The 23,301-nt window shown below is 55.4% G+C and carries 20 protein-coding genes, 3 tRNA genes and 3 rRNA genes; 11 read left to right on the forward strand and 15 right to left on the reverse strand.

Going from position 1 to position 23,301, the window contains the following annotated elements; all coding sequences use genetic code 11:
- The first annotated feature begins 2 nt into the window (after positions 1 to 2).
- From SR894_RS17040 to SR894_RS17055, 4 genes are read left to right on the forward strand one after another with little or no spacing between them, the layout of a single operon-like run.
- The gene (locus tag SR894_RS17040) at positions 3 to 320 is read left to right on the forward strand and encodes a hypothetical protein (protein ID WP_223288924.1); all 318 of its coding nucleotides are present in this window, start codon (positions 3 to 5) and stop codon (positions 318 to 320) included.
- Positions 320 to 604 (forward strand): hypothetical protein, encoded by a 285-nt coding sequence (locus SR894_RS17045; protein ID WP_223288923.1) that lies wholly within the window; start codon positions 320 to 322, stop codon positions 602 to 604. The genes SR894_RS17040 and SR894_RS17045 overlap by 1 nt, the downstream gene beginning before the upstream one ends.
- Positions 601 to 810: a hypothetical protein gene (locus SR894_RS17050; protein WP_064234037.1), complete on the forward strand. Its 210-nt coding sequence runs from the start codon at positions 601 to 603 to the stop codon at positions 808 to 810. Before SR894_RS17045 ends, SR894_RS17050 begins: the two co-directional genes overlap by 4 nt.
- On the forward strand, positions 807 to 1,955 hold the full coding sequence (locus tag SR894_RS17055) for a site-specific integrase (protein ID WP_246638275.1): 1,149 nt from the start codon (positions 807 to 809) through the stop codon (positions 1,953 to 1,955). Before SR894_RS17050 ends, SR894_RS17055 begins: the two co-directional genes overlap by 4 nt.
- 102 nt (positions 1,956 to 2,057) lie before the next feature.
- Here SR894_RS17055 and SR894_RS17060 read toward each other — a convergent pair.
- The 7 genes from SR894_RS17060 to SR894_RS17090 form a co-directional block, all read right to left on the reverse strand.
- Positions 2,058 to 2,133, reverse strand: a tRNA-Thr gene (locus SR894_RS17060).
- Positions 2,134 to 2,205: 72 nt separating this feature from the next.
- Positions 2,206 to 2,280: transfer RNA gene (locus tag SR894_RS17065), tRNA-Gln, on the reverse strand.
- Positions 2,281 to 2,286: 6 nt separating this feature from the next.
- A tRNA-Phe gene (locus SR894_RS17070) sits at positions 2,287 to 2,362 on the reverse strand.
- Positions 2,363 to 2,564: 202 nt separating this feature from the next.
- Positions 2,565 to 2,840, reverse strand: a complete 276-nt coding sequence (locus SR894_RS17075; RefSeq protein WP_223288922.1) for an oxidative damage protection protein — start codon at positions 2,838 to 2,840, stop codon at positions 2,565 to 2,567.
- 59 nt (positions 2,841 to 2,899) lie between these two features.
- Complete coding sequence (gene mutY, locus SR894_RS17080; protein WP_133732053.1) at positions 2,900 to 3,994, reverse strand: A/G-specific adenine glycosylase; 1,095 nt, start codon at positions 3,992 to 3,994, stop codon at positions 2,900 to 2,902.
- Between the two features lie 121 nt (positions 3,995 to 4,115).
- A complete protein-coding gene (locus SR894_RS17085) occupies positions 4,116 to 6,455 on the reverse strand; it encodes an AsmA family protein (protein WP_223288921.1) in 2,340 nt (779 codons plus the stop codon).
- Positions 6,455 to 6,937 (reverse strand): GNAT family N-acetyltransferase, encoded by a 483-nt coding sequence (locus SR894_RS17090; protein WP_009288590.1) that lies wholly within the window; start codon positions 6,935 to 6,937, stop codon positions 6,455 to 6,457. Before SR894_RS17090 ends, SR894_RS17085 begins: the two co-directional genes overlap by 1 nt.
- Before the next feature lie 197 nt (positions 6,938 to 7,134).
- On the opposite strand from SR894_RS17090, the gene hisB reads away from it, so the two are divergent.
- The 5 genes from hisB to SR894_RS17115 all read left to right on the forward strand — a co-directional run bounded on the left by hisB (position 7,135) and on the right by SR894_RS17115 (position 10,502).
- The gene (gene hisB, locus SR894_RS17095) at positions 7,135 to 7,728 is read left to right on the forward strand and encodes an imidazoleglycerol-phosphate dehydratase HisB (RefSeq protein ID WP_009288591.1); all 594 of its coding nucleotides are present in this window, start codon (positions 7,135 to 7,137) and stop codon (positions 7,726 to 7,728) included.
- A 76-nt stretch (positions 7,729 to 7,804) separates the two neighbouring features.
- On the forward strand, positions 7,805 to 8,446 hold the full coding sequence (gene hisH / locus SR894_RS17100) for an imidazole glycerol phosphate synthase subunit HisH (protein ID WP_223288920.1): 642 nt from the start codon (positions 7,805 to 7,807) through the stop codon (positions 8,444 to 8,446).
- A gap of 11 nt (positions 8,447 to 8,457) precedes the next feature.
- On the forward strand, positions 8,458 to 9,204 hold the full coding sequence (hisA, locus tag SR894_RS17105; RefSeq protein ID WP_223288919.1) for a 1-(5-phosphoribosyl)-5-[(5-phosphoribosylamino)methylideneamino]imidazole-4-carboxamide isomerase: 747 nt from the start codon (positions 8,458 to 8,460) through the stop codon (positions 9,202 to 9,204).
- Positions 9,201 to 9,974, forward strand: a complete 774-nt coding sequence (hisF, locus tag SR894_RS17110) for an imidazole glycerol phosphate synthase subunit HisF (RefSeq protein ID WP_008957631.1) — start codon at positions 9,201 to 9,203, stop codon at positions 9,972 to 9,974. Before hisA ends, hisF begins: the two co-directional genes overlap by 4 nt.
- 27 nt (positions 9,975 to 10,001) lie before the next feature.
- Complete coding sequence (locus tag SR894_RS17115) at positions 10,002 to 10,502, forward strand: hypothetical protein (protein ID WP_223288918.1); 501 nt, start codon at positions 10,002 to 10,004, stop codon at positions 10,500 to 10,502.
- Between the two features lie 326 nt (positions 10,503 to 10,828).
- Here the strand turns inward: SR894_RS17115 and SR894_RS17120 are convergent, their stop codons facing one another.
- A complete protein-coding gene (locus tag SR894_RS17120) occupies positions 10,829 to 11,431 on the reverse strand; it encodes a YjaG family protein (RefSeq protein WP_223288917.1) in 603 nt (200 codons plus the stop codon).
- Between the two features lie 123 nt (positions 11,432 to 11,554).
- Between SR894_RS17120 and SR894_RS17125 the strand changes: the two genes are divergently transcribed.
- Positions 11,555 to 12,244, forward strand: a complete 690-nt coding sequence (locus SR894_RS17125; protein WP_223288916.1) for a type 1 glutamine amidotransferase — start codon at positions 11,555 to 11,557, stop codon at positions 12,242 to 12,244.
- A gap of 27 nt (positions 12,245 to 12,271) precedes the next feature.
- On the opposite strand, the gene mnmH is transcribed toward SR894_RS17125, so the two are convergent.
- The 4 genes from mnmH to SR894_RS17145 form a co-directional block, all read right to left on the reverse strand.
- Complete coding sequence (gene mnmH, locus SR894_RS17130) at positions 12,272 to 13,372, reverse strand: tRNA 2-selenouridine(34) synthase MnmH (protein ID WP_223288915.1); 1,101 nt, start codon at positions 13,370 to 13,372, stop codon at positions 12,272 to 12,274.
- Positions 13,369 to 14,406 carry a selenide, water dikinase SelD gene (gene selD / locus SR894_RS17135; protein ID WP_223288914.1) on the reverse strand — a complete coding sequence of 346 codons (1,038 nt, stop codon included), beginning with the start codon at positions 14,404 to 14,406 and terminating at the stop codon, positions 13,369 to 13,371. Before selD ends, mnmH begins: the two co-directional genes overlap by 4 nt.
- Positions 14,407 to 14,463: 57 nt before the next feature.
- Positions 14,464 to 15,834, reverse strand: coding sequence for a DNA repair protein RadA (gene radA, locus SR894_RS17140; RefSeq protein WP_053857190.1), 1,371 nt, complete (start codon positions 15,832 to 15,834; stop codon positions 14,464 to 14,466).
- Positions 15,835 to 16,001: 167 nt separating this feature from the next.
- A complete protein-coding gene (locus SR894_RS17145) occupies positions 16,002 to 16,448 on the reverse strand; it encodes a copper resistance protein NlpE N-terminal domain-containing protein (RefSeq protein ID WP_133732045.1) in 447 nt (148 codons plus the stop codon).
- A gap of 166 nt (positions 16,449 to 16,614) precedes the next feature.
- Between SR894_RS17145 and hisC the strand changes: the two genes are divergently transcribed.
- The gene (gene hisC, locus SR894_RS17150; RefSeq protein WP_223288913.1) at positions 16,615 to 17,676 is read left to right on the forward strand and encodes a histidinol-phosphate transaminase; all 1,062 of its coding nucleotides are present in this window, start codon (positions 16,615 to 16,617) and stop codon (positions 17,674 to 17,676) included.
- 219 nt (positions 17,677 to 17,895) lie between these two features.
- On the opposite strand, the gene rrf is transcribed toward hisC, so the two are convergent.
- From rrf to SR894_RS17165, 3 genes are all read right to left on the reverse strand, one after another.
- A 5S ribosomal RNA gene (gene rrf / locus SR894_RS17155) occupies positions 17,896 to 18,011 on the reverse strand.
- Positions 18,012 to 18,162: 151 nt separating this feature from the next.
- Positions 18,163 to 21,062 (reverse strand): 23S ribosomal RNA (locus SR894_RS17160).
- Between the two features lie 245 nt (positions 21,063 to 21,307).
- Positions 21,308 to 22,840 (reverse strand): 16S ribosomal RNA (locus SR894_RS17165).
- Together the 16S, 23S and 5S rRNA genes form the textbook arrangement of a ribosomal RNA operon.
- Positions 22,841 to 23,301 lie beyond the last annotated feature (461 nt).

A 23,301-nucleotide genomic window follows, 5' to 3' on the forward strand; every position in this document is an offset into this window, starting at 1 on the left:
GCATGAGAGATACAAAACATAACCACACCCCGCCGTCGAGAACACCGCCACCAAATGATAGCGAGGCATCAACGGTAACAATTACTGAGGCAACGCGCGTGGCGTTTCAATGGGGTAGCGCGGACGCGATAGAAGATGCAGCGAAGGCATTCAATATACTGATGGAAAAGCCTTTCACTCAGGGATTTGGTGCCCCCCTGTTCGCGATGCTAGTGGAAATCAGAGATCTAGGAATCATGAAGGAAGCGGGCGATACGACAAAATTGAAAGCCCTAATAGCTGATTTTGAGCATCTAGCGAAAACCGAAAGGAGTAGGTAATGGAGAACACACCAAAAGGCGGCGCCTACGCCCGCCAAGCCGCGATGCTTTGCCAAGATAAAGCGTTCCAGCTCTACCTAGATCGTCGCCGCCGGTATAAGCACCAACTAAACGAAAGCCAGTTACCCGACGGCACACACACCGCCGAAGATGCACGCGATTGGCTGGTCGCTGCTTGCAAAATCACCAGCCGCGCAGAGCTGGATAGCAACCCGGCCGCGTGCCAAACGTTTCGCATGATCCGCAACCGCTTCAACCGCTGGCGGACAAGGAACAAGCCATGAGCCTACAAAACGTAATAAACTCAGATGAGCTGAAAGCAATCACCGGTTACCAGCGGCCCGCCGACGCGGCCCGCTGCCTGCGCGAGCAAGGGGTAACCGTGTTTAATGGTCGACGTGGCCCATGGACTACCATCGACTTAATCAACAAGGCGGGCGGCATCGAAACCGCCCCGGGAAAAGAGCTAAGCCCTAGCGACATACTATGAAGACACGCCCGCGAAAACACAGCCCCGACATACCCGCGCACATCAACCAATCAAAGCTCCCGAACGGAGTTTATTACGACAAGCGCGGCCGTGGTCGGTGGTATGTCCAGTATCGCGACGAAGCGGGCAAGCTTAAAACTGAGCGCATCGCGGGTGACGATGCAACGCTGTCAGAACTCCACCGAATAATGGAACAGCGCAGCGGCATAGACCGCCGCACACTGCGTTACCTGGCCAGGCAGTTTCACGAATCCGCACAGTTAAAAGAGCTGGCAATAAAAACCCAGCAAGATTACGAATACTGCCGCGCCGCCCTGCTAGAAATGCCGACCAAATTAAATAAGCCGTTGGGTGACCTACCCACGGCGCAGTTTTCGCCTGCACTGGTGCAGCGATTAGTCGACAAGATCGCCGCCGAGGGGACGCCGTCAAAAGCCAATCACTTATTGCGCTACCTACGGCGCCTGTTCCGCTGGGGTATTAACCGCGGTTACTGCGATAGCAACCCAGCCCAGGGCGTTGAGTCAGCCAAAGAGCGCAAACAGCGCCGCTTACCCGAGCTAACCACGATTGCCCAACTAACAGAATTTGCCCAGGCGCGCGGTAAGAGAACGCGCGGCGAGAAAGGCGCCTGCGCGCCTTACCTTTGGATAGTCATGGAGTTGGCTTATATATGCCGATTGCGAGGCATCGAAGTGATAACGCTCAGCGATGCCAACAGCACGGCCGACGGCGTAATGACCAACCGCCGCAAAGGCTCCCGCGATAATGTCGTTCGCTGGTACCCACGCTTATCCGCCGCATGGACAGCCGCCACCGAGCGCCGCGCGGGAATCTGGAAGGCCAAGGGAACACCAGTACCCATGCACCCTGAAAGCCGCCCGCTGATAGTCGCAGCCGATGGCGGCGAACTGCGCAAATCCAGCCTAGACACCGCTTGGCAGCGGTTAATGAAAATGGCGATTGAAGAGGGAGTGATTACAGCAGAACAGCGCTTCGGCCTGCATGACTTAAAGCGCCGAGGCATAACCGACACCAAAGGCACCCGCCACGAAAAACAGGAAGCCAGCGGCCACCGCTCGGCATCGATGATGGACACCTACGACCTAAGCGTGCCGCTGGTTTATCACCCTGGCGAAGACTAAAAAAAATAAAAGATCTATGTAGAGTTCTACGTAAACGAAAAAGGCCACCTAGAAAGGTGGCCTTTTAAATTCTCTAACGCTTTGCTTTTAACCATCTTTTGATGGTGCCGACACCAGGAGTCGAACCCGGGACCTACTGATTACAAGTCAGTTGCTCTACCAACTGAGCTATGTCGGCGCTTCACGTTTTCTTGAGAACATGATTGCTTCGCTGTTAGGCTCTACAATCAACAAGAAATCTTGTTGGCAATGGCTGGGGTACCAGGATTCGAACCTGGGAATGCCGCTACCAAAAAGCGGTGCCTTACCACTTGGCGATACCCCAGCAGTGTGGTGGCCAGAGACGGAATCGAACCGCCGACACGGGGATTTTCAATCCCCTGCTCTACCAACTGAGCTATCTGGCCGCTGCCAACGGTGCGTATTAAACTAAAAACGCCGCCTTTCGTCAACACCTTTGTGAAACTTTCTTTCGATACCGATGCTTAGGGGGCTTTTTTCCTACGCCACCGCTAGCTTGGCCTCCTGCATAAACCTACCTATAGCGAGTGTTTACAAGTCCACTGCTCAGTCACAACACTCGCCACTCAGCACGAACATTCCCTGGTTTCATGCCTGTGTCGGCGGTACATAGCCTTCGGCTTGGTCGGTTTCCTGGTTATCCAGGAAGCGCTGCATCTGATCCATTAGGTACGCACGGGATTCAGGGTCGAGCATGTTGAGGTGTTTCTCATTGATCAGGCGGGTTTGCAACGCCTGCCAGGCTTCCCAGGCGGGCTTGGAAACGGTGGCCTGAATCTCCTGCCCCTGCTTACCCGGCAAAGGTGGGAACGGCAAAGCTTCCAACTCTTTTTGGTATTTGCGGCAAAAAACGGTATTGCTCATAACGTGCTCCTGGTTCTGCGTCTTCATTCAATGATCTCATCCAATCAGTTAGCAAACGCTTAGGCGTGCCCTGGTGTTGGATTGAGGCTAAAGGGCGTTAGCTGGCTGAGCAGCGCTTTAACGGGGGCAGCAAGGCCCAGTTCGGGCGGATGGTTAACGTCGTACCATACGCCGCTTTCGCGAACACCGCCCAGCCTATCGCAGCTCACCGGCTGCGGGGTAATCTCTAAGCGAAAATGACTGAAGGTGTGGTAAAAGCTAGGCGCCGTAGTTCCCCGCTTAGGGTTAACGGCGTTGTCTTCAAGCCAGTCGTTGAGTTCGCTGTGCTTCTCAAACTGCGGCAAACTCCATAACCCGCCCCACAGACCGCTGGGAGGGCGTTTCTCCAGCCATATCCGGCCTTCTGGGTCACGCAGCATCAGCATGATCGTTTGTCGTGTGGGCAGCGCCTTTTTAGGTTTGGATTCCGGGTAGCGCTTTGGCTCGCCTTGGGCGTAGGCCAAACAGACATCGTTAAATGGGCAGCTCAGGCAGTCTGGTTTACTGCGTTTACATAGCGTGGCACCAAAATCCATCATTGCCTGGGTGTAATCCGCTAGGCGCTCGGCTGGAGTGTAGTACTCCGCCAGCGCCCACAGCTTTCTCTCCACATCAGGCTTGCCCGGCCAGCCGGGCAGCGCATGCAGGCGAGTGAGTGAGCGCTTTACATTGCCATCTAAAATAGCCGCCCGCTGCCCTGTACTTTGCGCAAGGATAGCGCCAGCGGTGGAGCGACCAATACCAGGCAAAGCCACTAACGTGTCGATACTTTCCGTCGGCAGCTCGCCATTGTGTTCCTCCCACGCAACCTGGGCGGCTTTATGCAAGTTGCGCGCACGAGCGTAGTAGCCAAGGCCCGTCCAGAGGTGCAGCACTTCATCCTGTGGGGCCTTGGCGAGACTCTCCAGGGTAGGAAAGCGCGCCATAAAACGCTCAAAATAGCCTATAACGGTGGCGACCTGGGTTTGCTGCAGCATGATTTCCGACACCCACACCCGGTAGGCGCTTCGCGGCGACTGCCACGGCAAGTCGTGACGGCCGTAGCGGTCGAACCAGTCCAGTAGGCGCTGTTGGAATTCGCTTGCCGCTAGCCGCGGCGCGGGCATATCTGCCATGCACGCTCCTTAAACAGAAATGGGTATATGAAACAGCAACCAATAAAAAAGCGCCGGCGTTTAGGCCGGCGCAGCACTTACTGTTTCTAGAAATGCGTCACTTTACATCCTGCATCAATGCTCAGTTGAACAGACCGCGTAGGCCATCGCGAAGCTCTTGAGCAGCGCCTTCGCCAAGGCGTTCATCTAACTCATCTAAAGAGTCGCCTAGGCGCTCCTCCAGCTCTTCATTAACACGATCCCCCGCTTCATTGCGCAGCAGGTCAACCACAGCGGTTTGGAACATCTCACGGTCGTACCGGCACCACTCGGTGCGTTCATCGCCAAGATTACCTTCACAGCGTACGGGCAGCGGCAGTTGTTCCAGGCGCGGATTAACTTCACAGGCCGCGTCGGCGGTGTCGACCAAGCGAGCATTAGCACGAGTATCAAAGTTCAAGCTGGCGAGATCCAACTCACCCTCTCCACGCACATCGATGCCGGGCAGGGTGATCAGCAGGTCATCACTCTCCACTAAGCCGTTGCTAATTTGGAAGGTAGCATCAAAACGCTCAAAGCGCGTATCGGTGTGCCAATCCCGCAAAGTGCCCTGCCCCTCTAACTGAGCAACCAGTTCGCACATCTGCTTGGAGATATTGGTATTTAAAATGGCGCCTTCGTTTAGACGAGCATTAAGCGCGCCATTGAGGTTGCCGATGAGTGCTTCACGAGTATTGCCCTGACTGGTGACATCTCCGGTTAAATTAAAGCGGCCGCGCAGTGGTGATGCCTCTTCTTTTTCGCTGATCGCTTCAATCAACGGCGCCACCTGAACGTTGTTAATAGTCGGCGATAGCGCCCACTCAAGGATGGAATCCGTAGCATCAACCTGGCCGGTAGCGCTGAGCTCACCCTCGTAGAAGCCTGACTCAAACGCCGTTAGCCGATGAGCGCCGTCGTCGCCACGCAGTTGCAAGCGCGGATTGTTGAAGGTCAGGCCCGCAAAAATAAGCGTATCCACGCTCAGGTCGCCCTCTAGCGCCAGCCCACTGAGCAACGATTGCGGCACTAATGTGTTGTTTTCCTGAGCAAAGGCTTTACGTAGCAAGCCGCGACTCGCCTGTTTGGCGGTGGCCTCACCGGGAAGATAGCGATCAAGGTCTAGTTGGTCACCGGCTAAATCGAACGCCAGGCTTGAGCCATTCAGCGCCGCCGTTAGCTCGCCGGTAAAGGTGCTGTCGTCGACTACCAACGAGAGGCTAGGCAAAGAGAGTTGCTCGGCATCACCTTCGATAGGGCTGGTCATGGCCACATCGCTGAGCGCAGCCTCGCCCGCGGTGGTGAGGGTAACGCCAGCACGGGCAAGCCAGGGGCGTAGCGTAAAGGGGGCAGCGGTTAGCTGACCACGATAACGGGGGGCATCGCGCAACTGCTCAATGTTAAGGTGCCCACTCACCCTTAGACCATCCGGCCCGGTGAGCTGCAAGTCTTTCAACTGCGCCGTTTGCGCCTGCCAATCGCTCTCCAGACCAAAGGCGAGCGCCAACGCCAAGCTGCCCTGCCAGTTATCCGCATTGCGCAGACCCGTCTCAAGCAGTCCCTCTTTAATAGTGAGCTGCTGCTCACCCATGCGGGCAACCAGTTCGGTCGCCTTCAAGCTCAGCTGCTGTGGCTCGCTCTCTGTACCCTTGGAGGTTCGAGTGCTCAGCGCCATATTTTCCAGAGCGAAAAGCTTATCTGCCAACCCAAGCCGCACGCGAGTTTCGAGATTGATATCGCTGGTCAGATCAGGGGCACGCTCCAATACCTCGGCATCGAGCCGGTTATGTTTGGTCAGTGTGAACATAGCCTTCAGCGGAAAGGCGCGCAGCGGGTTAACGTTGCTACCCGAGATATTCAGTTGCTGCATACGCCACAGTGCTTGGGTTTGCGCATCGCGGAAGCGAATGTCGGCGTTTTTCACTTCAACGCTGGCAATACTCAACACCACAGCCAAGCTACCGGCGTCCGCATTTGGGCCAGCACTGGCGGGCGCCAGCACCGTTTCAGCGGCGCTTTCATTGTGCTCAGAGAGGCGCTCTAACAAGGGTTCCCAGTTACCCTCACCCTGTTCATCACGCTCTAAGTTAAGGCGCATACCGTCCAAGGTTAGGCCGTCAACGGCTATTTCTCCACGCAGTAGCGGGCCGAATGCGACGCTTACCTCGGCGCGGTCAATAGCGGCAAAGGCGGCACTCTCTTCAGTCTGCTCGGGCAACCAGGCGCGGGCTTTCTCTACACTGACACCGATACGCGGGTAGAATGACCAGGTAATCGGGCCTTCCAACGCCAAGTTGAGTCCCGTTTGCTCTTCCACGACAGCAGTTAATCGGGGCTTAAAGTCTTCTGGATCCAGAAAGGTGGTCACATAGACCACGGCGGCGACCGCAACGATGGCGAGAATGCCGACCGCTGCCAGCAAGATACGTAATAGCTGTTTCATTACCCTTTCCCTTGTGGGTCTAACTCAACAAAATCACTGGTGGCGGGCATACCCGCTGCCGGCGTTTCTGGATTGGCCATTGGCCGGTAACCTAGCTTGGAGAGCAGCACACGGTCGGCCAGTGGTAAAGTGGACGTTTCAATGCGCAGGACGCGGCCTTCCTGCTTGGCTTGCTCGCCAAGCAGTGCCATCAAGCGCGAACCGACGCCACGGCGACGGGTGGTTTTGCGCACGCAGAGCTCAGACAGCCACCACGCCCGGTCTGCGCCCTCCTGAACGGCGACGGCCCCCAGCAGCCGATCGTTGAAGAGTGCGCAGGCAAAAAAGTGCTGGCCTGCAAAATGTTGCTCAATAAATGGCTCAACCGTTGGGGTGGGCATACGCTCTTGGGGCGCATCCTGGTAGATGCGCATAAGATCAAGGCGCACCTGCTCATCGGCTTCCCAACGGGCCTGGTCGACATGGTGCAGTGTCACCGGCATGGTGAAATCCTCTTCGCCAAAGCAGCCTGGCTGCTATTTCTGCCGCAATTGATTGCGGCTACATTTCGCGCATTGTAGCGGATGAGGGCGCCGATTCACTATAATGGTCGCTTCGCCACAGGCTGATCAAATCAGTGGTAAGTTGATGATCGCCACCAGCCGTCCCTCAGAGTGCGCTTCAGCGCAGGAGATGCAACATGTCAGCGCGTATTGCCACGGTTAGCCGTGACACCAACGAAACGCAGATCAAGGTCAGCGTCAATCTCGACGGCGAAGGCCGTCTTAGCTGCCAAACCGGCGTTCCGTTCCTGGATCATATGCTTGATCAAGTTGCTCGCCACGGGATGATCGATCTCGACATCAACGCCACTGGCGACCTGCATATTGACGACCACCATACCGTAGAAGACCTGGGTATTACGCTAGGCCAAGCTTTTTTTGAAGCAATTGGCGATAAGCGCGGCATTTACCGTTATGGTCACGCCTATGTTCCTCTTGATGAAGCACTCTCCCGGGTAGTGATCGACTTTTCTGGTCGACCTGGCCTGTTTATGAATGTTGAATTCACCCGCGACACTATCGGTAGCCTGGACACTCAGTTGTTCTGGGAGTTTTTCCAGGGCTTTGTCAATCACGCCCGCGTGACGCTGCATATCGACAACATCAAAGGCTTTAATGCTCACCATCAGGCGGAAACGATCTTCAAGGCCTTTGGCAGAGCACTCCGCATGGCCGTGATGGAAGATCCGCGTATGGCAGGCCAAATGCCTTCCACCAAAGGGAGCTTGTAATGCTGCGCTACATGACGGGCTGTATGACCGGCTATGCCGCTCGCCTCTTTTTGTCTACCTCCACAAGGAGCGCTTCATGACCATTGCTGTAATCGACTATGGAATGGGCAATCTTCATTCTGTAGCCAAAGCGCTGGAGCATGTGACCCATGAGAATGTCGTCATTACCCGCGACCCGCGCCGTATACTCGGCGCAACGCGTTTAGTGCTGCCTGGCCAAGGGGCCATTCGCGACTGCGTTGGCGAACTCGAGCGCACCGAGTTACGCGGGTTGGTAGAGGATATCTTAACCCGCCAGGCTAAACCGCTGCTGGGTATCTGCGTGGGCCAGCAGATGCTACTGGAGCGCAGCGAAGAGAATGGCGGCGTAGAGTGCCTGGGTTTCTTTAAAGGCAGTGTAGATCGTTTTCCTGGCGATATGCGCGACGCCCACGAGCAGCGCTTGAAAGTACCGCACATGGGCTGGAACGTGGTAGAGCAGCACCATGAACACCCTCTCTGGGCAGGTATTGATAATCGCGAACACTTTTACTTCGTGCATAGCTACTACGTTAATGCCGATGAAGATGCACAAATATTTGGTACGACCCAATACGGCAAGGTAAGCGCCCACGTTGCCATTGGCCGTGACGCGACCTTCGCGGTGCAGTTTCACCCGGAAAAAAGCTCCCGTGCGGGCCTTCGCCTGCTTGAAAACTTTGTTACCTGGACGCCCTGAGAGGATTTTGTATGTTGGTAATTCCCGCTATTGATCTCAAAGACGGCCAGTGTGTCCGGTTGAAGCAGGGTCGCATGGAAGACGCAACTTCTTACGGCGATGATCCGGTGGCCATGGCGGCGCGCTGGGTAGAAGCTGGCGCCCGTCGCCTGCACCTGGTGGATTTGAACGGCGCCTTTGAAGGCAAACCGGTGAACGGTGACGCTGTCACCGCTATCGCCCGAGCCTACCCCAACCTGCCGATTCAAATCGGTGGCGGCATTCGCAGTGCGGAAACCATCGAGCACTACTTAAGCGCCGGTGTCTCGTACGTCATTATCGGCACCAAAGCAGTGAAAGAGCCCGCTTTTGTGGGCGAGATGTGCCGCGCTTTTCCCGGCCATGTGATCGTTGGACTTGATGCCAAAGATGGCTATGTCGCCACCGATGGCTGGGCCGAAGTCTCCACGGTAAAAGCCACTGAGCTGGCCAAGCGTTTCGCCAACGACGGTGTCTCTAGCATCGTCTATACCGACATTGCCCGCGACGGCATGATGCAAGGCGTCAACGTCGAAGCCACCGCTGCGCTTGCTCGCGAAGGCGGTTTGCCGGTGATTGCCTCCGGTGGTGTGACCAACCTGGACGACATCAAAGCACTCTGCAAGGTTGCTAACAGCGGTATCCTGGGCGCTATTACCGGTCGGGCAATTTACGAAGGTAGCTTGGATGTTGCCGAAGCTCAGCGGCTGAGCGACCAACTGACGGGGGGCGGTTCATGAGCCTTACCAAGCGCATTATCCCCTGCCTGGACGTAGACGCCGGGCGCGTAGTCAAAGGCGTTAATTTTGTCGGCATTCGCGATGCCGGTGATCCGGTGGAGATTGCCCAGCGCTATAACCAGCAGGGCGCCGATGAAATCACCTTTCTCGACATTACCGCTAGCCACGAAGACCGCGACACCACGGTAGAGATGGTCGAGCGCATTGCTGGCGAAGTGTTTATTCCGCTGACCGTCGGCGGCGGCATTCGCAGCTGTGACGACATTCGCACCATGCTGAACGCCGGAGCAGACAAGGTCTCGATCAATACCGCAGCGGTCACTAACCCAGAGTTTGTGCGCGAAGCCGCCGAGCGTTTTGGTAGCCAGTGCATTGTGGTGGCGATTGACGCTAAACGGGTTTCCAAAGAGGGTGAAACGCCCCGTTGGGAGATTTTCACCCACGGCGGCCGTCGCCCAACGGGCCTGGATGCCGTTGAGTGGGCGAAGAAGATGGTTGAGTTCGGGGCGGGCGAGCTACTGCTCACCAGCATGGATCGCGACGGCACCAAGATTGGCTTTGACCTGGGCGTAACCCACGCGATTTCCGAAGCGGTGAGCGTTCCAGTGATCGCCTCAGGCGGTGTGGGCAACCTGGATCACCTGGTGGATGGCGTCCTCAAAGGTGGTGCCGATGCGGTGCTGGCCGCCAGTATTTTCCATTTTGGCGAGTACACCATTCCTGAAGCTAAGCGCTATATGGCCGAACGCGGTATCGAAATGCGGCTTTAAATGCCCTTTATCGACCAGGAACTTCGAATGTTTCATTCACACCCATGGTGGGGATGGCTAGCAGGCATGCTATTCAGCATGCCTGCTACAGCGTTCTCTGATTGGCCTCCGTCGTTGGAGTGGGATCATACCCTGGTGCAAACCAGTCTTTATACCCGCCACTTCAGCCCCGAGCCGGAACACACTAACCAGCAAGACCTGGTTAGCATTGAACTGCATAATCCGAATCACTGGTTAGCGGGCGGGGCTTGGTTCAAAAACTCTTTTGATCAACCCTCTTGGTACTTCTATGCAGGGCGGGAGTTCCCTCTTTGGCAAACCGATCAGGGGATAAACGTGCGCGCCAAACTAACCGGTGGACTCTTGCGCGGCTACCAGGGTGAGTATCGCGACAAAATCCCGCTTAATCACTTGGAAATCGCCCCGGCAGCTCTGCCTAGTCTCGGCATACAATGGGGTCAGTTTGAATCAGACCTGATCATTTTCGGCGCTGCAGGCATGATGATAACCGCAGGAGTGCGCTTTTAGGGTTATTCGTCATCTAATGTGGATTTAATATTAATCGACCATTTTGAGTCTCATAATTCTGACTGTAACCACTAAGCCAACTATCTGTTGTGGGAGGGCGCTTCAGCGATGGTTCGACACTTCGACGAAGGGCGCCGTAGGCACTTCGGTATTATCGGATTGGAAGCATAAGCAATCGCGAGCTGAAGCTCCCTCCCACGGGTGCCATTATCAGTTTGACAGCCTAAACGGTCGCGAGCTTAAGCTACCTCCCACAGGTCAACTGGCAGACTGTCAGACTGTCAGAAATAATTCCATACCGAATGGCGAAGAGCCGCTTTTAGTCGCTACTCCTCAGCGTCGTCTAGCGATAAACCCAGATTGCTGATGCCACCATTGCGACCTAATTCACGCACCTCTTTCAGCGACGCCTTATCCAGCGGTTCGCTGACGGCTTCCAAGACGGCATCCTGAAAATCGTTTTCGTCGTCCATCAACGGATGGTCGCGAATAATCAGCGCTAGCTTCTGCGCGTCCACCTCGCCTTCAGTGAGTTCTATAAAGGCGCGTACGCCCGCTCGGGAGGTGCGACTCACATCCAGCACGGCCTCTGGGGAGTCGCCTTGCAGGGTGTCCAGCAGCGCTGAGACCGACACCACTGCATCCAGGGCGCGCCGGGCACCAAAGCTATCATCCTCTTCCGGCGGCTCACACTCGGCTAACTTTTCCGCTTGGCGGGCAAAGTCGATACTGGCATTAGGCACATTAAGCCGCTCCCAGACCAAACTCAGCACGGTACCTAGCGTATGGCTATCACCCTGGCCGGTGGTTTGCTCATAAAGCATATAGTTAGGCAGCAAACGCTCACACAACGCCGCCATAAAGGCTTGCTGGGCAGGTAGCGGGAGTTCTTGTAACCGTTGGTAAAAGCCCTGGGGTTTAGACACCATACTGATTTCCTGGATCGCTTGACGTGGGATATTGGTGAAAAGTAGCGGGTACGTTATCGTCTCTCTACGCTTGGGGCGGTTCCCCAGCGCTTTAATGATTGTACGGCCGGCGAGGAGATTACCATGCATATTCATCTGCTACAGCACGGCCCTGACCATGGCCCCGCCCGGTTAACCGATTGGCTAACCAGTATGGGTCATAGTTACACCGTTTTTCATCTCTACGCAGGCGAGCTAACCCCCCGCCCAAATGAGTCTGATGCACTGATTATACTGGATGGCCCAGAGGAGCTACTCAGCCAACCACCGGCGTGGTTTAAAGCCGAAGATAAACTCATCAACCGCTATCTGGATGGCCAAAAACCGCTGCTGGGTATTGGCGTAGGCGCCCATTGGATAGCCCAGGCGCTGGGCTCAGTGGTGGCACCTGGCACTTATACTGAAACAGGCTGGCATACGGTCACCCTAGCGCCGGAGAGCTCGCTGGATTTACCCGAAACATTCACCGCATTTATGTGGCATCGCTATGTCTTCAGTTTACCCGACGATGCGCTGCCCCTAGGCGGTAGCGAAGCAGCACCGCTGCAAGGGTTTGCCTGGGACAGAGGTCGTGTCATCGGCCTGCTGTGCCACCTGGAAGCCACCGCGGTTAGCGTAAAACAGCTGCTGGGCACCGCCGAGTGGCCCGGTGCGTCACCTTCCGCTACCCGCTATGTTCAGGATGCGAGCCAAATATTAGCAGACCCCAACCGCTTTATTCATCTCGCGCCGCAGCTCGACCGACTGATGACCCAGTGGCTTAAAGCAGCGTAACCGTAGCAAGAGCAAACTATAAAGCCGTCAGTGGCTCCACTGCCTGGCGGCCTCTAGGCAGCTGTCCCAATCGCCCACATGAATCTCTGGCGGCGCAGCGGCGCGCTGCTTCTCTAAGTGGTGCCGGTAAAGCGGGTCATAGTACTCGGTGAGCAGCGGCGCGAGCCAGGCTTCATGGGCTTGGGGATTGCCTTGGGTATGCTCTTTGAAAGCCAACGCCTGCAGCCGCTGCAAGCGCTGAAGCCGCGCGTTGCCCAAGCGCTTTCCTAGCCGGATAAGCGCATTACTTAACTGCGCCTGCATTAATTGCCAGCCTTGGTAGGCACCATGGCGAACGGTATAGGCCTGCTCCAGGTCGATAATATAGTCCTGCTGAATCTGAGCAAGGCGCCAATCCAGCGGCATTTCGATACGCACCCGCGGCGCTTGCTGCTGCGCCCGCCAGAAGCTCAAGGGAATATTGGCGTTGCCAATCTGACGGGACTCATCTTCGATGACCAGCCCTTCCGTCAGCCCGATTAACCTTTTGGCCAGTGCATGCTCGAAGTTGATTTGGGTAGCAGGCTCTTCGGGCCTGCGCCCAAAGGCAGAGCCTTTGTGGTGCGCATAGGCCTCTAGATCGACGCCGTTATCGAGCTGATTAATCAGCGCTGTTTTTGCACACCCGGTCAGCCCCGCGACCACCAACATCGGCTGGAGCGCTGCCGCATCAATACGCGCACAGAGCGCTTGGCGCATGGCTTTCCAGCCCCCCTCCAGCCGAGGCCTTGAGATACCGACTTCTGCCAGCCACTGCTGCGCAATTTGCGAGCGCAGTCCACCGCGAAAGCAGTAAATCAATGCATCTGGGTATTTGGCTAAGTACCTCTGCCACGCTGCGATCCGAGCCTGCTTGACCTCGCCACTGACTAAACGCTCGCCCAGCTCAATCGCCGCGGCTTGACCATGCTTCTTATAAGCAATGCCCACCTGATGACGCTCGTCATCGACCATCAAGGGCAGATTGACGGCACCGGGCAGCGCGCCCTGGGCAAACTCTACCGGGGCACGCACATCTATTAGTGGCCGCTCTTCTCTGAGTAAACTCAATACCGCCGGTGTGGTGGCTGGGTTTGTGGCCAATGTCACCCGACCACCTCAACGGAGACTTTACCCTGGCGCGCCTTCATGACGCCAAATGAGCGCAATGAAAGCCCGAACTCGCGGCCAATACGCTCAACGTCATCCTCCCAGGCAGGGTCAACGCTTAGCAGTAAACCACCGGAGGTTTGCGGATCACACAGCCACTGCCAGTGGGCATCATCCATGGCCGGCAGGCTCTCTCCCAGCGCATCACGATTGCGCAGTGTACCGCCAGGCACGGCGCCTTGGCGGCGGTAGGACTCTGCCTCAGCCAGACGAGGCAACTTACGGAAATCAATCTGGGCCATGACGTTACTGGCTTGGCACATTTCAGCAAGGTGGCCCGCCAATCCAAAACCAGTGACATCAGTCATGGCGTTCACCCCTTTTACATTGGCAAGCTTCACACCAATGTTATTGGGCTTGAGCATGGTTTCACGAGCAAGACCATGGTGGCCCATTTCCAACAAGCCACGTTTCTCTGCCGTGGTTAGCATACCCACACCTAACGGCTTGGTTAAAAACAGTAAATCACCGGCCTTGGCGGTGCTGTTTAGCTTGAGCTTATCCAGGTCGACTAAACCATTTACAGCGAGCCCGAAAATCGGCTCGGGCGCATCAATGGAATGACCTCCCGCCAGGGCAACGCCTAATTCGCGGCACACCGCCTGGGCGCCGGCCATTACGTCCCCCGCCACTTCAGCGCTGAGTTTATCCAGCGGCCAGCCGAGAATACCTAACGCCATCACCGGCGTGCCGCCCATGGCGTATACATCGCTGATGGCATTGGTCGCCGCGATACGCCCAAAATCGAAGGGGTCGTCGACAATGGGCATAAAGAAATCCGTGGTGGCAATCATGCCGCGGCCATCGCCCAGATCGTAGACGGCCGCGTCTTCGCGTCCTTGATTGCCGACGATAAGCCGCTTATGGCCCGCCGCTGGCCCCGCCTTGGCAAGAATGCCATCCAGCACGTCCGGGGCGATTTTGCAGCCACAGCCCGCGCCGTGGCTATATTGGGTCAAGCGAATCGAACTCATCGTGTCTCTCCTTGGCACTTGGGGGAATATCATCAGTTTAACCCAGTATCGTTCAGGCTACAGGGCATCCAGCGCATCGCTGAGCTTATCCACGGCAATCACCTCCATACCCTTAGGCGCCTGCTTGGGTGCGTTAGCGCGCGGCACAATGGCACGTAGAAAGCCATGCTTGGCTGCTTCAGCAATGCGTTCTTGGCCGCTGGGCACCGGACGTATCTCGCCCGATAGCCCCACCTCACCGAATACCACTAGCTCTTTGGGTAGCGCGCGATTTTGCAGGCTAGAAACCACCGCTAGCAGTACTGCCAGGTCGGCGCTGGTTTCGAGCACTTTGACACCGCCGACGACGTTCAAAAACACATCCTGGTCGCCGGTAAATAACCCACCGTGGCGATTAAGTACCGCCAGCAGCATGGCTAAACGGTTTTGATCCACGCCAACCGCTACCCGACGAGGGTTACCCAGCGCGGACTCATCCACCAGCGCCTGTACCTCGACCAGAATCGGCCGTGTGCCTTCCCACACCACCATGACTAAACTACCTGGCGCCTGCTCCTCCTGGCGAGAAAGAAAAATCGCACTGGGGTTTTTAACTTCTTTAAGGCCCTGTTCAAGCATAGCGAAGACGCCTAGCTCGTTGACGGCACCAAAGCGGTTTTTCTGCCCTCGCAGGGTACGAAAGCGTGAGTCGGCGCCGCCCTCCAATAGCAGCGAGGCATCAATCATATGCTCAAGCACTTTAGGGCCCGCCAGCGAACCGTCCTTAGTGACGTGCCCCACCAGCAGCAAAACCGTATTAGTCTTTTTGGCGAAGCGCGTTAGCGCCGCGGCTGACTCGCGCACCTGGGCAACGCCACCGGGTGCAGAACTGATATCTTCCAGATGCATGGTTTGGATGGAGTCAATCACCAGAATCTCTGGCTTCTCCCGCTCAGACACCGCCAAGATAGTTTCCACGCTGGTCTCGGCCAACATTTTCAAGCCATTGGTAGGCAACTGTAGGCGGTGCGCACGCATCGCTACCTGGGAGAGCGACTCCTCACCGGTTACATAGAGGATACGCCGCTGCTGGGCCAACTTGCAGGCCGTTTGCAGCAGCAGGGTCGATTTACCCGCGCCAGGATTGCCACCCAAAAGCACCGCCGAGCCGGGCACAAGCCCACCGCCCAGCACGCGATCAAACTCTGCGAAAGTGGAGCTCATGCGGGGTACTTCGCTAAGATCCACATTGCCCAGGTCGATCACTTCGCGTGACAGATCACCCGCGTAACCAGATCGACCGGGGGCTGCGCCGCCGCCAGGGCGAGCGCTCGCCAAGTGCACTTCACTAAGCGTGTTCCACTCTTGGCAACTGCTACATTGCCCCTGCCACTTACGGTATTCGGCGCCGCACTCGGTGCATACAAAGGCGCTTTTGGCTTTTGCCACTGCCATTACACTCCTACTGTTATTGTCACTAAGTGGCAACGTTCGCTGGGCTGCCGCTAGCATTCAATGTCGTTAAGCACTTTTGACCGTTACCTACTCTGTATTCATTAATGCCAGCAAACACAAAAGGCGGCCTGAGGCCGCCTTTTGTACTACTGGCTAACGCCTTATTGGCGCTTTAGCTGCAGCATTTCACCGTTTTCAAAGCGGCGACGCTCTGGATCAATCAACTCCAACGTGCTCTCATCAATACGCATGAAGTAGTAGATTTGACCATCGCCATCTGGCGTTAGTTCGTAAACAGTGGCGTCCGGATCGGAAGGCGTACCGGTTAGCACTTCCCAGTTACCCGCATAGTTTTCATCCGGCGGTGTTTGAGGATGGTTACGGTAAGAAGCGTTCAGAGTGAAGGTGCGCTCTTCAGCCGCGCCCATCTCTTCACCCACCATCGTGACGTCCAGATCAATACCATCACAGTTACGGCAAGGTAGTGAACCTTGATAATTTTGCTGTGCGGTAGCCGCCTCTTCTTGCTGTTGCTCCATGGGGCTGCTTGCACAGCCAGCCAACAGTGCCAACATGGCCGAACCGGCCAGCAAACTCTTAAGTTGCATAGAGTGTCTCCTTAATCTCGTGTTGGACATCACATTTGTTTATGCGCAGTTGTGACAGCATAACCGTTACAAGGTGCGACGCACACCCCTAGCGATGCGAATGCTTGCGCTTCGTTAACCTTCAAGCGACCATGGTGTACCTTGCTAGGATAATCAGGTTACCCACATGAGCCAATACTGGAGTCCGGCCGTTCGCGAACTTACGCCTTACGTGCCCGGCGAGCAGCCCCGCGAGCAGCTTGTTAAGCTCAATACCAATGAAAACCCATACCCTCCTGCGCCAGGCGTTGGTGAGGCGCTGCGCGACTATGCAACAGACCATCTGCGCTTATACCCTGACCCTACCTCTAAAGCGTTGCGCGAAGCTCTTGCAGAGACGTTTAAGGTATCAAGCAGCCAAGTGTTTGTAGGTAATGGTTCAGACGAGGTTCTCGCGTTTGCCTTTCAAGCTTTCTTTTGCCATCAAGCGCCGCTTGATGTGCCTGAAATAACCTATAGTTTTTACCCTGTTTACGCCAACCTCTATGGCGTAGAGCTGCGCAAACATCCACTCAATAAGCAGTGGGAAGTCGATATTGATGCTCTTACAAAGGGCGCTGAGCGTAGCGGCGTTATCTTTGCCAATCCTAATGCGCCAACTGGCCATGCACACTCGCTTTCGGCGATAGAGACGCTGCTAAAGCGCGTCACGGATCGTGTCGTGCTGGTGGATGAGGCGTATGTCGATTTCGGCGCTGAAAGTGCCGTTTCGCTGGTTAATCGCTATCCTAACCTGCTTGTCACCGGTACGTTTTCTAAATCACGCAGCTTGGCAGGCTTGCGCCTGGGCTATGCGGTGGGCTCAGAGGAGTTGATTGATGGCTTACTGCGGGTAAAAGACTCTTTTAACTCTTATCCAGTGGATAGCCTGGCAAGCTTAGTAGGCATCGCCGCACTCAAAGATGTCGAGCATTTTGAAGCCTGTCGCGAGCGTGTTATTACCACTCGCGAACGCACCCGCCAGCGCCTTGTAGGGTTGGGATTTGAAGTGCTGCCCTCTAAGGCTAACTTTGTGCTTGCCCAGCACCCTGACTACGAAGGCGCGCAGCTATTTGCTAGCCTACGTGAGCGAGGCATTCTGGTGCGCCATTTTAATACCTCAGACCTTAACAACTTCCTCCGTATCACCATCGGCACCGATGATGAGATGGATAGCCTGATTGAGGCGCTGGAGACGATCTGCGGTTAAGCGTTATTGCCTTCTGCAAGCACTCGCAAGCAGAAGGCTGCTCCCCATTCGCGCGCTAAAGCGCCCTCCCACAACCCACTCTTAACACTGTGGCTTTGATTCAGCAGCGCCTTTAGTGCGGTGGTATTGTAGGAGGGAGCTTCAGCTCGCGACAGTTTTAGTTTTACCCATAAAAAAATCCCCCAAGGCATCAGCCCTGGGGGATTTTTCATAATAAGTGCCTGACAATGACCTACTCTCGCATGGGGAGACCCCACACTACCATCGGCGCTAAGCGGTTTCACTTCTGAGTTCGGCAAGGGATCAGGTGGTTCACGCGTGCTATGGTCGTCAGGCGTAACTGTTAATGTACATCATGCTGACTGTTTTTAACTAAATTGTGAGCGTCTTATCGCCTGCCGCCCTGGCAGTCTGTTGCCTGGGCCACACGCTGCGTATCCGGCATTCATTCACGTCATCATCACGACCAGACCCCTTGGGTGTTATAGGGTCAAGCCTCACGGGCCATTAGTACACGTTAGCTCAACGCCTTGCAGCGCTTCCACACCGTGCCTATCAACCAGCTGGTCTCGCTGGGCCCTTCAGGAGGCTCTAGGCCTCAGGGATGTCTCATCTTGAAGGGGGCTTCCCGCTTAGATGCTTTCAGCGGTTATCCCGTCCGACCATAGCTACCCGGCAATGCCACTGGCGTGACAACCGGAACACCAGAGGGTCGTCCACTCCGGTCCTCTCGTACTAGGAGCAGCCCTTCTCAAACATCCAACGCCCACGGCAGATAGGGACCGAACTGTCTCACGACGTTCTAAACCCAGCTCGCGTACCACTTTAAATGGCGAACAGCCATACCCTTGGGACCGACTTCAGCCCCAGGATGTGATGAGCCGACATCGAGGTGCCAAACACCGCCGTCGATGTGAACTCTTGGGCGGTATCAGCCTGTTATCCCCGGAGTACCTTTTATCCGTTGAGCGATGGCCCTTCCATACAGAACCACCGGATCACTAGAACCTGCTTTCGCACCTGCTCGACGTGTCTGTCTCGCAGTCAAGCACCCTTATGCTCTTGCACTCAATGCACGATGTCCGACCGTGCTGAGGGTACCTTCGTGCTCCTCCGTTACTCTTTAGGAGGAGACCGCCCCAGTCAAACTACCCACCACACACTGTCCTCGATCCGGATAACGGACCTGAGTGAGAACGCCAATGATGCCAGGCTGGTATTTCAAGGTTGGCTCCGCCCGAACTGGCGTCCGAGTTTCAAAGCCTCCCAGCTATCCTACACAGGCAACATCAGCGTCCAGTGTGAAGCTATAGTAAAGGTTCACGGGGTCTTTCCGTCTAGCCGCGGGTACACCGCATCTTCACGGCGATTTCAATTTCACTGAGTCTCGGGTGGAGACAGCGTGGCCATCATTACGCCATTCGTGCAGGTCGGAACTTACCCGACAAGGAATTTCGCTACCTTAGGACCGTTATAGTTACGGCCGCCGTTTACCGGGGCTTCAATCAAGAGCTTCGCCTTGCGGCTAACACCATCATTTAACCTTCCGGCACCGGGCAGGCGTCACACCCTATACGTCCGCTTGCGCGTTAGCAGAGTGCTGTGTTTTTAATAAACAGTTGCAGCCACCTGGTATCTTCGACCGGTTCGGGCTTAGAGAGCAAGTCTCATCACCCTACGCCGGCGTGCCTTCTCCCGAAGTTACGGCACCATTTTGCCTAGTTCCTTCACCCGAGTTCTCTCAAGCGCCTTGGGATTCTCACCCTGACCACCTGTGTCGGTTTGGGGTACGGTCGCACATGATCTGAAGCTTAGAGGCTTTTCCTGGAAGCGTGGCATCAGTGACTTCCTGACCGTGGTCAGTTCATCTCGTGTCTCGGCCTTAAAGGATCCCGGATTTACCTAAGATCCAAGCCTACTCACTTTCACCAGGACAACCAACGCCTGGCTCACCTAGCCTTCTTCGTCCCCCCATCGCAACCATGTCCGGTACGGGAATATTGACCCGTTTCCCATCGACTACGCCTTTCGGCCTCGCCTTAGGGGCCGACTCACTCTGCTCCGATTAGCGTCGAACAGAAACCCTTGGTCTTCCGGCGAGGGAGTTTTTCACTCCCTTTATCGTTACTCATGTCAGCATTCGCACTCGTGATACCTCCAGCGAACTTCTCAATTCACCTTCATTGGCTTACACGACGCTCCTCTACCGCGAATCCATATCGAAATATGGACTCACCCGTAGCTTCGGTACCTGGTTTAGCCCCGTTACATCTTCCGCGCAGGCCGACTCGACTAGTGAGCTATTACGCTTTCTTTAAAGGATGGCTGCTTCTAAGCCAACCTCCTAGCTGTCTGAGCCTTCCCACATCGTTTCCCACTTAACCAGGATTTCGGGACCTTAGCTGACGGTCTGGGTTGTTTCCCTTTTCACGACGGACGTTAGCACCCGCCGTGTGTCTCCCACGCTCTACTCACCGGTATTCGGAGTTTGCCTCGGGTTGGTAAGTCGGGATGACCCCCTAGCCGAAACAGTGCTCTACCCCCGGCGGTAATACGTGAGGCGCTACCTAAATAGCTTTCGAGGAGAACCAGCTATCTCCGAGCTTGATTAGCCTTTCACTCCGATCCACAAGTCATCCAAATCTTTTTCAACAGATCCTGGTTCGGGCCTCCAGTTGATGTTACTCAACCTTCACCCTGCTCATGGATAGATCGCTCGGTTTCGGGTCTATATCCAGCGACTGTGTCGCCCAGTTAAGACTCGGTTTCCCTACGGCTCCCCTATACGGTTAACCTCGCCACTGAATATAAGTCGCTGACCCATTATACAAAAGGTACGCAGTCACAGAACAAGTCTGCTCCTACTGCTTGTACGCACACGGTTTCAGGATCTATTTCACTCCCCTCTCCGGGGTTCTTTTCGCCTTTCCCTCACGGTACTGGTTCACTATCGGTCAGTCAGGAGTATTTAGCCTTGGAGGATGGTCCCCCCGTCTTCAGTCAAGGTTTCTCGTGCCCCGACCTACTCGATTTCACATGATCAGATTTTCGACTACGGGGCTATCACCCGCTACGGCCAGACTTCCCAATCTGTTCGCCTAATCATTCACATGCTTAAGGGCTGGTCCCCGTTCGCTCGCCGCTACTAGGGGAATCTCGGTTGATTTCTTTTCCTCAGGGTACTTAGATGTTTCAGTTCCCCTGGTTCGCCTCTTACACCTATGTATTCAGTGTAAGATACTGACCTTATGGCCAGTGGGTTTCCCCATTCAGAAATGTCCGGGTCACAGGTTGTTGCCACCTCACCGAACCTTATCGCAGGCTACCACGTCTTTCATCGCCTCTGACTGCCTAGGCATCCACCGTGTGCGCTTAATTGCTTGACCCTATAACCCGAAGGAGTCTGGGGTTCGCAATAATCACGTTTCATTTTGCCGGATACGCTTGCGCGTATCACAATTTAAGACCACTTCTTACGAAGTGTTCTTGTCAGCATGATATACATTGTTAAAGAGCGACTGCTATAAGCAGTGATAAGGCAACGCTGGAGGCGTCTGGCTTATCACTGCTCATCAACAGCTATCTGATCAGGTAATTCATTGTGGACGCTTACCGACTGTGACGCATCGGTTAAGGAGGTGATCCAGCCGCAGGTTCCCCTACGGCTACCTTGTTACGACTTCACCCCAGTCATGAACCACACCGTGGTGATCGCCCTCTTGCGTTAGGCTAACCACTTCTGGTGCAGTCCACTCCCATGGTGTGACGGGCGGTGTGTACAAGGCCCGGGAACGTATTCACCGTGACATTCTGATTCACGATTACTAGCGATTCCGACTTCACGGAGTCGAGTTGCAGACTCCGATCCGGACTGAGACCGGCTTTAAGGGATTCGCTGACTCTCGCGAGCTCGCAGCCCTTTGTACCGGCCATTGTAGCACGTGTGTAGCCCTACCCGTAAGGGCCATGATGACTTGACGTCGTCCCCACCTTCCTCCGGTTTGTCACCGGCAGTCTCCTTAGAGTTCCCACCATTACGTGCTGGCAAATAAGGACAAGGGTTGCGCTCGTTACGGGACTTAACCCAACATTTCACAACACGAGCTGACGACAGCCATGCAGCACCTGTCTTACAGTTCCCGAAGGCACACCAGAATCTCTTCCGGCTTCTGTAGATGTCAAGGGTAGGTAAGGTTCTTCGCGTTGCATCGAATTAAACCACATGCTCCACCGCTTGTGCGGGCCCCCGTCAATTCATTTGAGTTTTAACCTTGCGGCCGTACTCCCCAGGCGGTCGACTTATCGCGTTAACTTCGCCACAAAGTGCTCTAGGCACCCAACGGCTGGTCGACATCGTTTACGGCGTGGACTACCAGGGTATCTAATCCTGTTTGCTACCCACGCTTTCGCACCTCAGTGTCAGTGTCAGTCCAGAAGGCCGCCTTCGCCACTGGTATTCCTCCCGATCTCTACGCATTTCACCGCTACACCGGGAATTCTACCTTCCTCTCCTGCACTCTAGCCTGACAGTTCCGGATGCCGTTCCCAGGTTGAGCCCGGGGCTTTCACAACCGGCTTATCAAGCCACCTACGCGCGCTTTACGCCCAGTAATTCCGATTAACGCTTGCACCCTCCGTATTACCGCGGCTGCTGGCACGGAGTTAGCCGGTGCTTCTTCTGCGAGTGATGTCTTTCCTACCGGGTATTAACCGACAGGCGTTCTTCCTCGCTGAAAGTGCTTTACAACCCGAGGGCCTTCTTCACACACGCGGCATGGCTGGATCAGGGTTGCCCCCATTGTCCAATATTCCCCACTGCTGCCTCCCGTAGGAGTTCGGGCCGTGTCTCAGTCCCGATGTGGCTGATCATCCTCTCAGACCAGCTACGGATCGTTGCCTTGGTGAGCCATTACCTCACCAACTAGCTAATCCGACATAGGCTCATCCAATAGCGGGAGCCAAAGCCCCCTTTCTCCCGTAGGACGTATGCGGTATTAGCCTGGGTTTCCCCAGGTTATCCCCCACTACCGGGCAGATTCCTATGCATTACTCACCCGTCCGCCGCTCGTCAGCATCTAGCAAGCTAGATCTGTTACCGCTCGACTTGCATGTGTTAGGCCTGCCGCCAGCGTTCAATCTGAGCCATGATCAAACTCTTCAGTTTAAGATCTATGCGGTTCTTACCTGCCACCCTAAAGCGACAGAAGCGAACCAAACTTGGCTCAAGGTTCAAACGAATTCATTCAAAACAGATTCCAAAGGACGAATCCTTTAAAACCTTATTGCTTGAGTCGCTTGCCTTGATATTGGGTGATTTGTCACCAACATCAGCAAGCGCCCACATGAATTACCTGATCAAATTGTTAAAGAGCTGTTTCGCTGCGGTGGCTAACTTACTGAGCCACTTGACTTACCGTTGAACCGGCTTGCCTCAGCGAGGAAGGCGTATTCTACGCATTTCCTGGTGTTTGTCAAGGGCGTTGTTTTCGATGCAAACCTGACCACATCCAAAACCGCTGGCTTTCGTAAAAGCACTAACTACCTGACAAACCGAAGCTTTTACACTTCATTCACCGCTGGTGATGCTTGGCGTCCCCGGCAGCGGATGCGTACTTTACGGATTCG

It is taken from the genome of Vreelandella neptunia, from assembly GCF_034479615.1.
Classification (GTDB): Bacteria; Pseudomonadota; Gammaproteobacteria; order Pseudomonadales; family Halomonadaceae; genus Vreelandella; species Vreelandella neptunia.

Bases quoted from the DNA above. Each gene is read 5' to 3' on its own strand.
- SR894_RS17040 (WP_223288924.1), top strand. From the start codon at position 3: ATGAGAGATACAAAACATAACCACACCCCGCCGTCGAGAACACCGCCA.
- SR894_RS17045 (WP_223288923.1), top strand. From the start codon at position 320: ATGGAGAACACACCAAAAGGCGGCGCCTACGCCCGCCAAGCCGCGATG.
- SR894_RS17050 (WP_064234037.1), top strand. From the start codon at position 601: ATGAGCCTACAAAACGTAATAAACTCAGATGAGCTGAAAGCAATCACC.
- SR894_RS17055 (WP_246638275.1), top strand. From the start codon at position 807: ATGAAGACACGCCCGCGAAAACACAGCCCCGACATACCCGCGCACATC.
- SR894_RS17075 (WP_223288922.1), bottom strand. From the start codon at position 2,840: ATGAGCAATACCGTTTTTTGCCGCAAATACCAAAAAGAGTTGGAAGCT.
- mutY (WP_133732053.1), bottom strand. From the start codon at position 3,994: ATGGCAGATATGCCCGCGCCGCGGCTAGCGGCAAGCGAATTCCAACAG.
- SR894_RS17085 (WP_223288921.1), bottom strand. From the start codon at position 6,455: ATGAAACAGCTATTACGTATCTTGCTGGCAGCGGTCGGCATTCTCGCC.
- SR894_RS17090 (WP_009288590.1), bottom strand. From the start codon at position 6,937: ATGCCGGTGACACTGCACCATGTCGACCAGGCCCGTTGGGAAGCCGAT.
- hisB (WP_009288591.1), top strand. From the start codon at position 7,135: ATGTCAGCGCGTATTGCCACGGTTAGCCGTGACACCAACGAAACGCAG.
- hisH (WP_223288920.1), top strand. From the start codon at position 7,805: ATGACCATTGCTGTAATCGACTATGGAATGGGCAATCTTCATTCTGTA.
- hisA (WP_223288919.1), top strand. From the start codon at position 8,458: ATGTTGGTAATTCCCGCTATTGATCTCAAAGACGGCCAGTGTGTCCGG.
- hisF (WP_008957631.1), top strand. From the start codon at position 9,201: ATGAGCCTTACCAAGCGCATTATCCCCTGCCTGGACGTAGACGCCGGG.
- SR894_RS17115 (WP_223288918.1), top strand. From the start codon at position 10,002: ATGTTTCATTCACACCCATGGTGGGGATGGCTAGCAGGCATGCTATTC.
- SR894_RS17120 (WP_223288917.1), bottom strand. From the start codon at position 11,431: ATGGTGTCTAAACCCCAGGGCTTTTACCAACGGTTACAAGAACTCCCG.
- SR894_RS17125 (WP_223288916.1), top strand. From the start codon at position 11,555: ATGCATATTCATCTGCTACAGCACGGCCCTGACCATGGCCCCGCCCGG.
- selD (WP_223288914.1), bottom strand. From the start codon at position 14,406: ATGAGTTCGATTCGCTTGACCCAATATAGCCACGGCGCGGGCTGTGGC.
- SR894_RS17145 (WP_133732045.1), bottom strand. From the start codon at position 16,448: ATGCAACTTAAGAGTTTGCTGGCCGGTTCGGCCATGTTGGCACTGTTG.
- hisC (WP_223288913.1), top strand. From the start codon at position 16,615: ATGAGCCAATACTGGAGTCCGGCCGTTCGCGAACTTACGCCTTACGTG.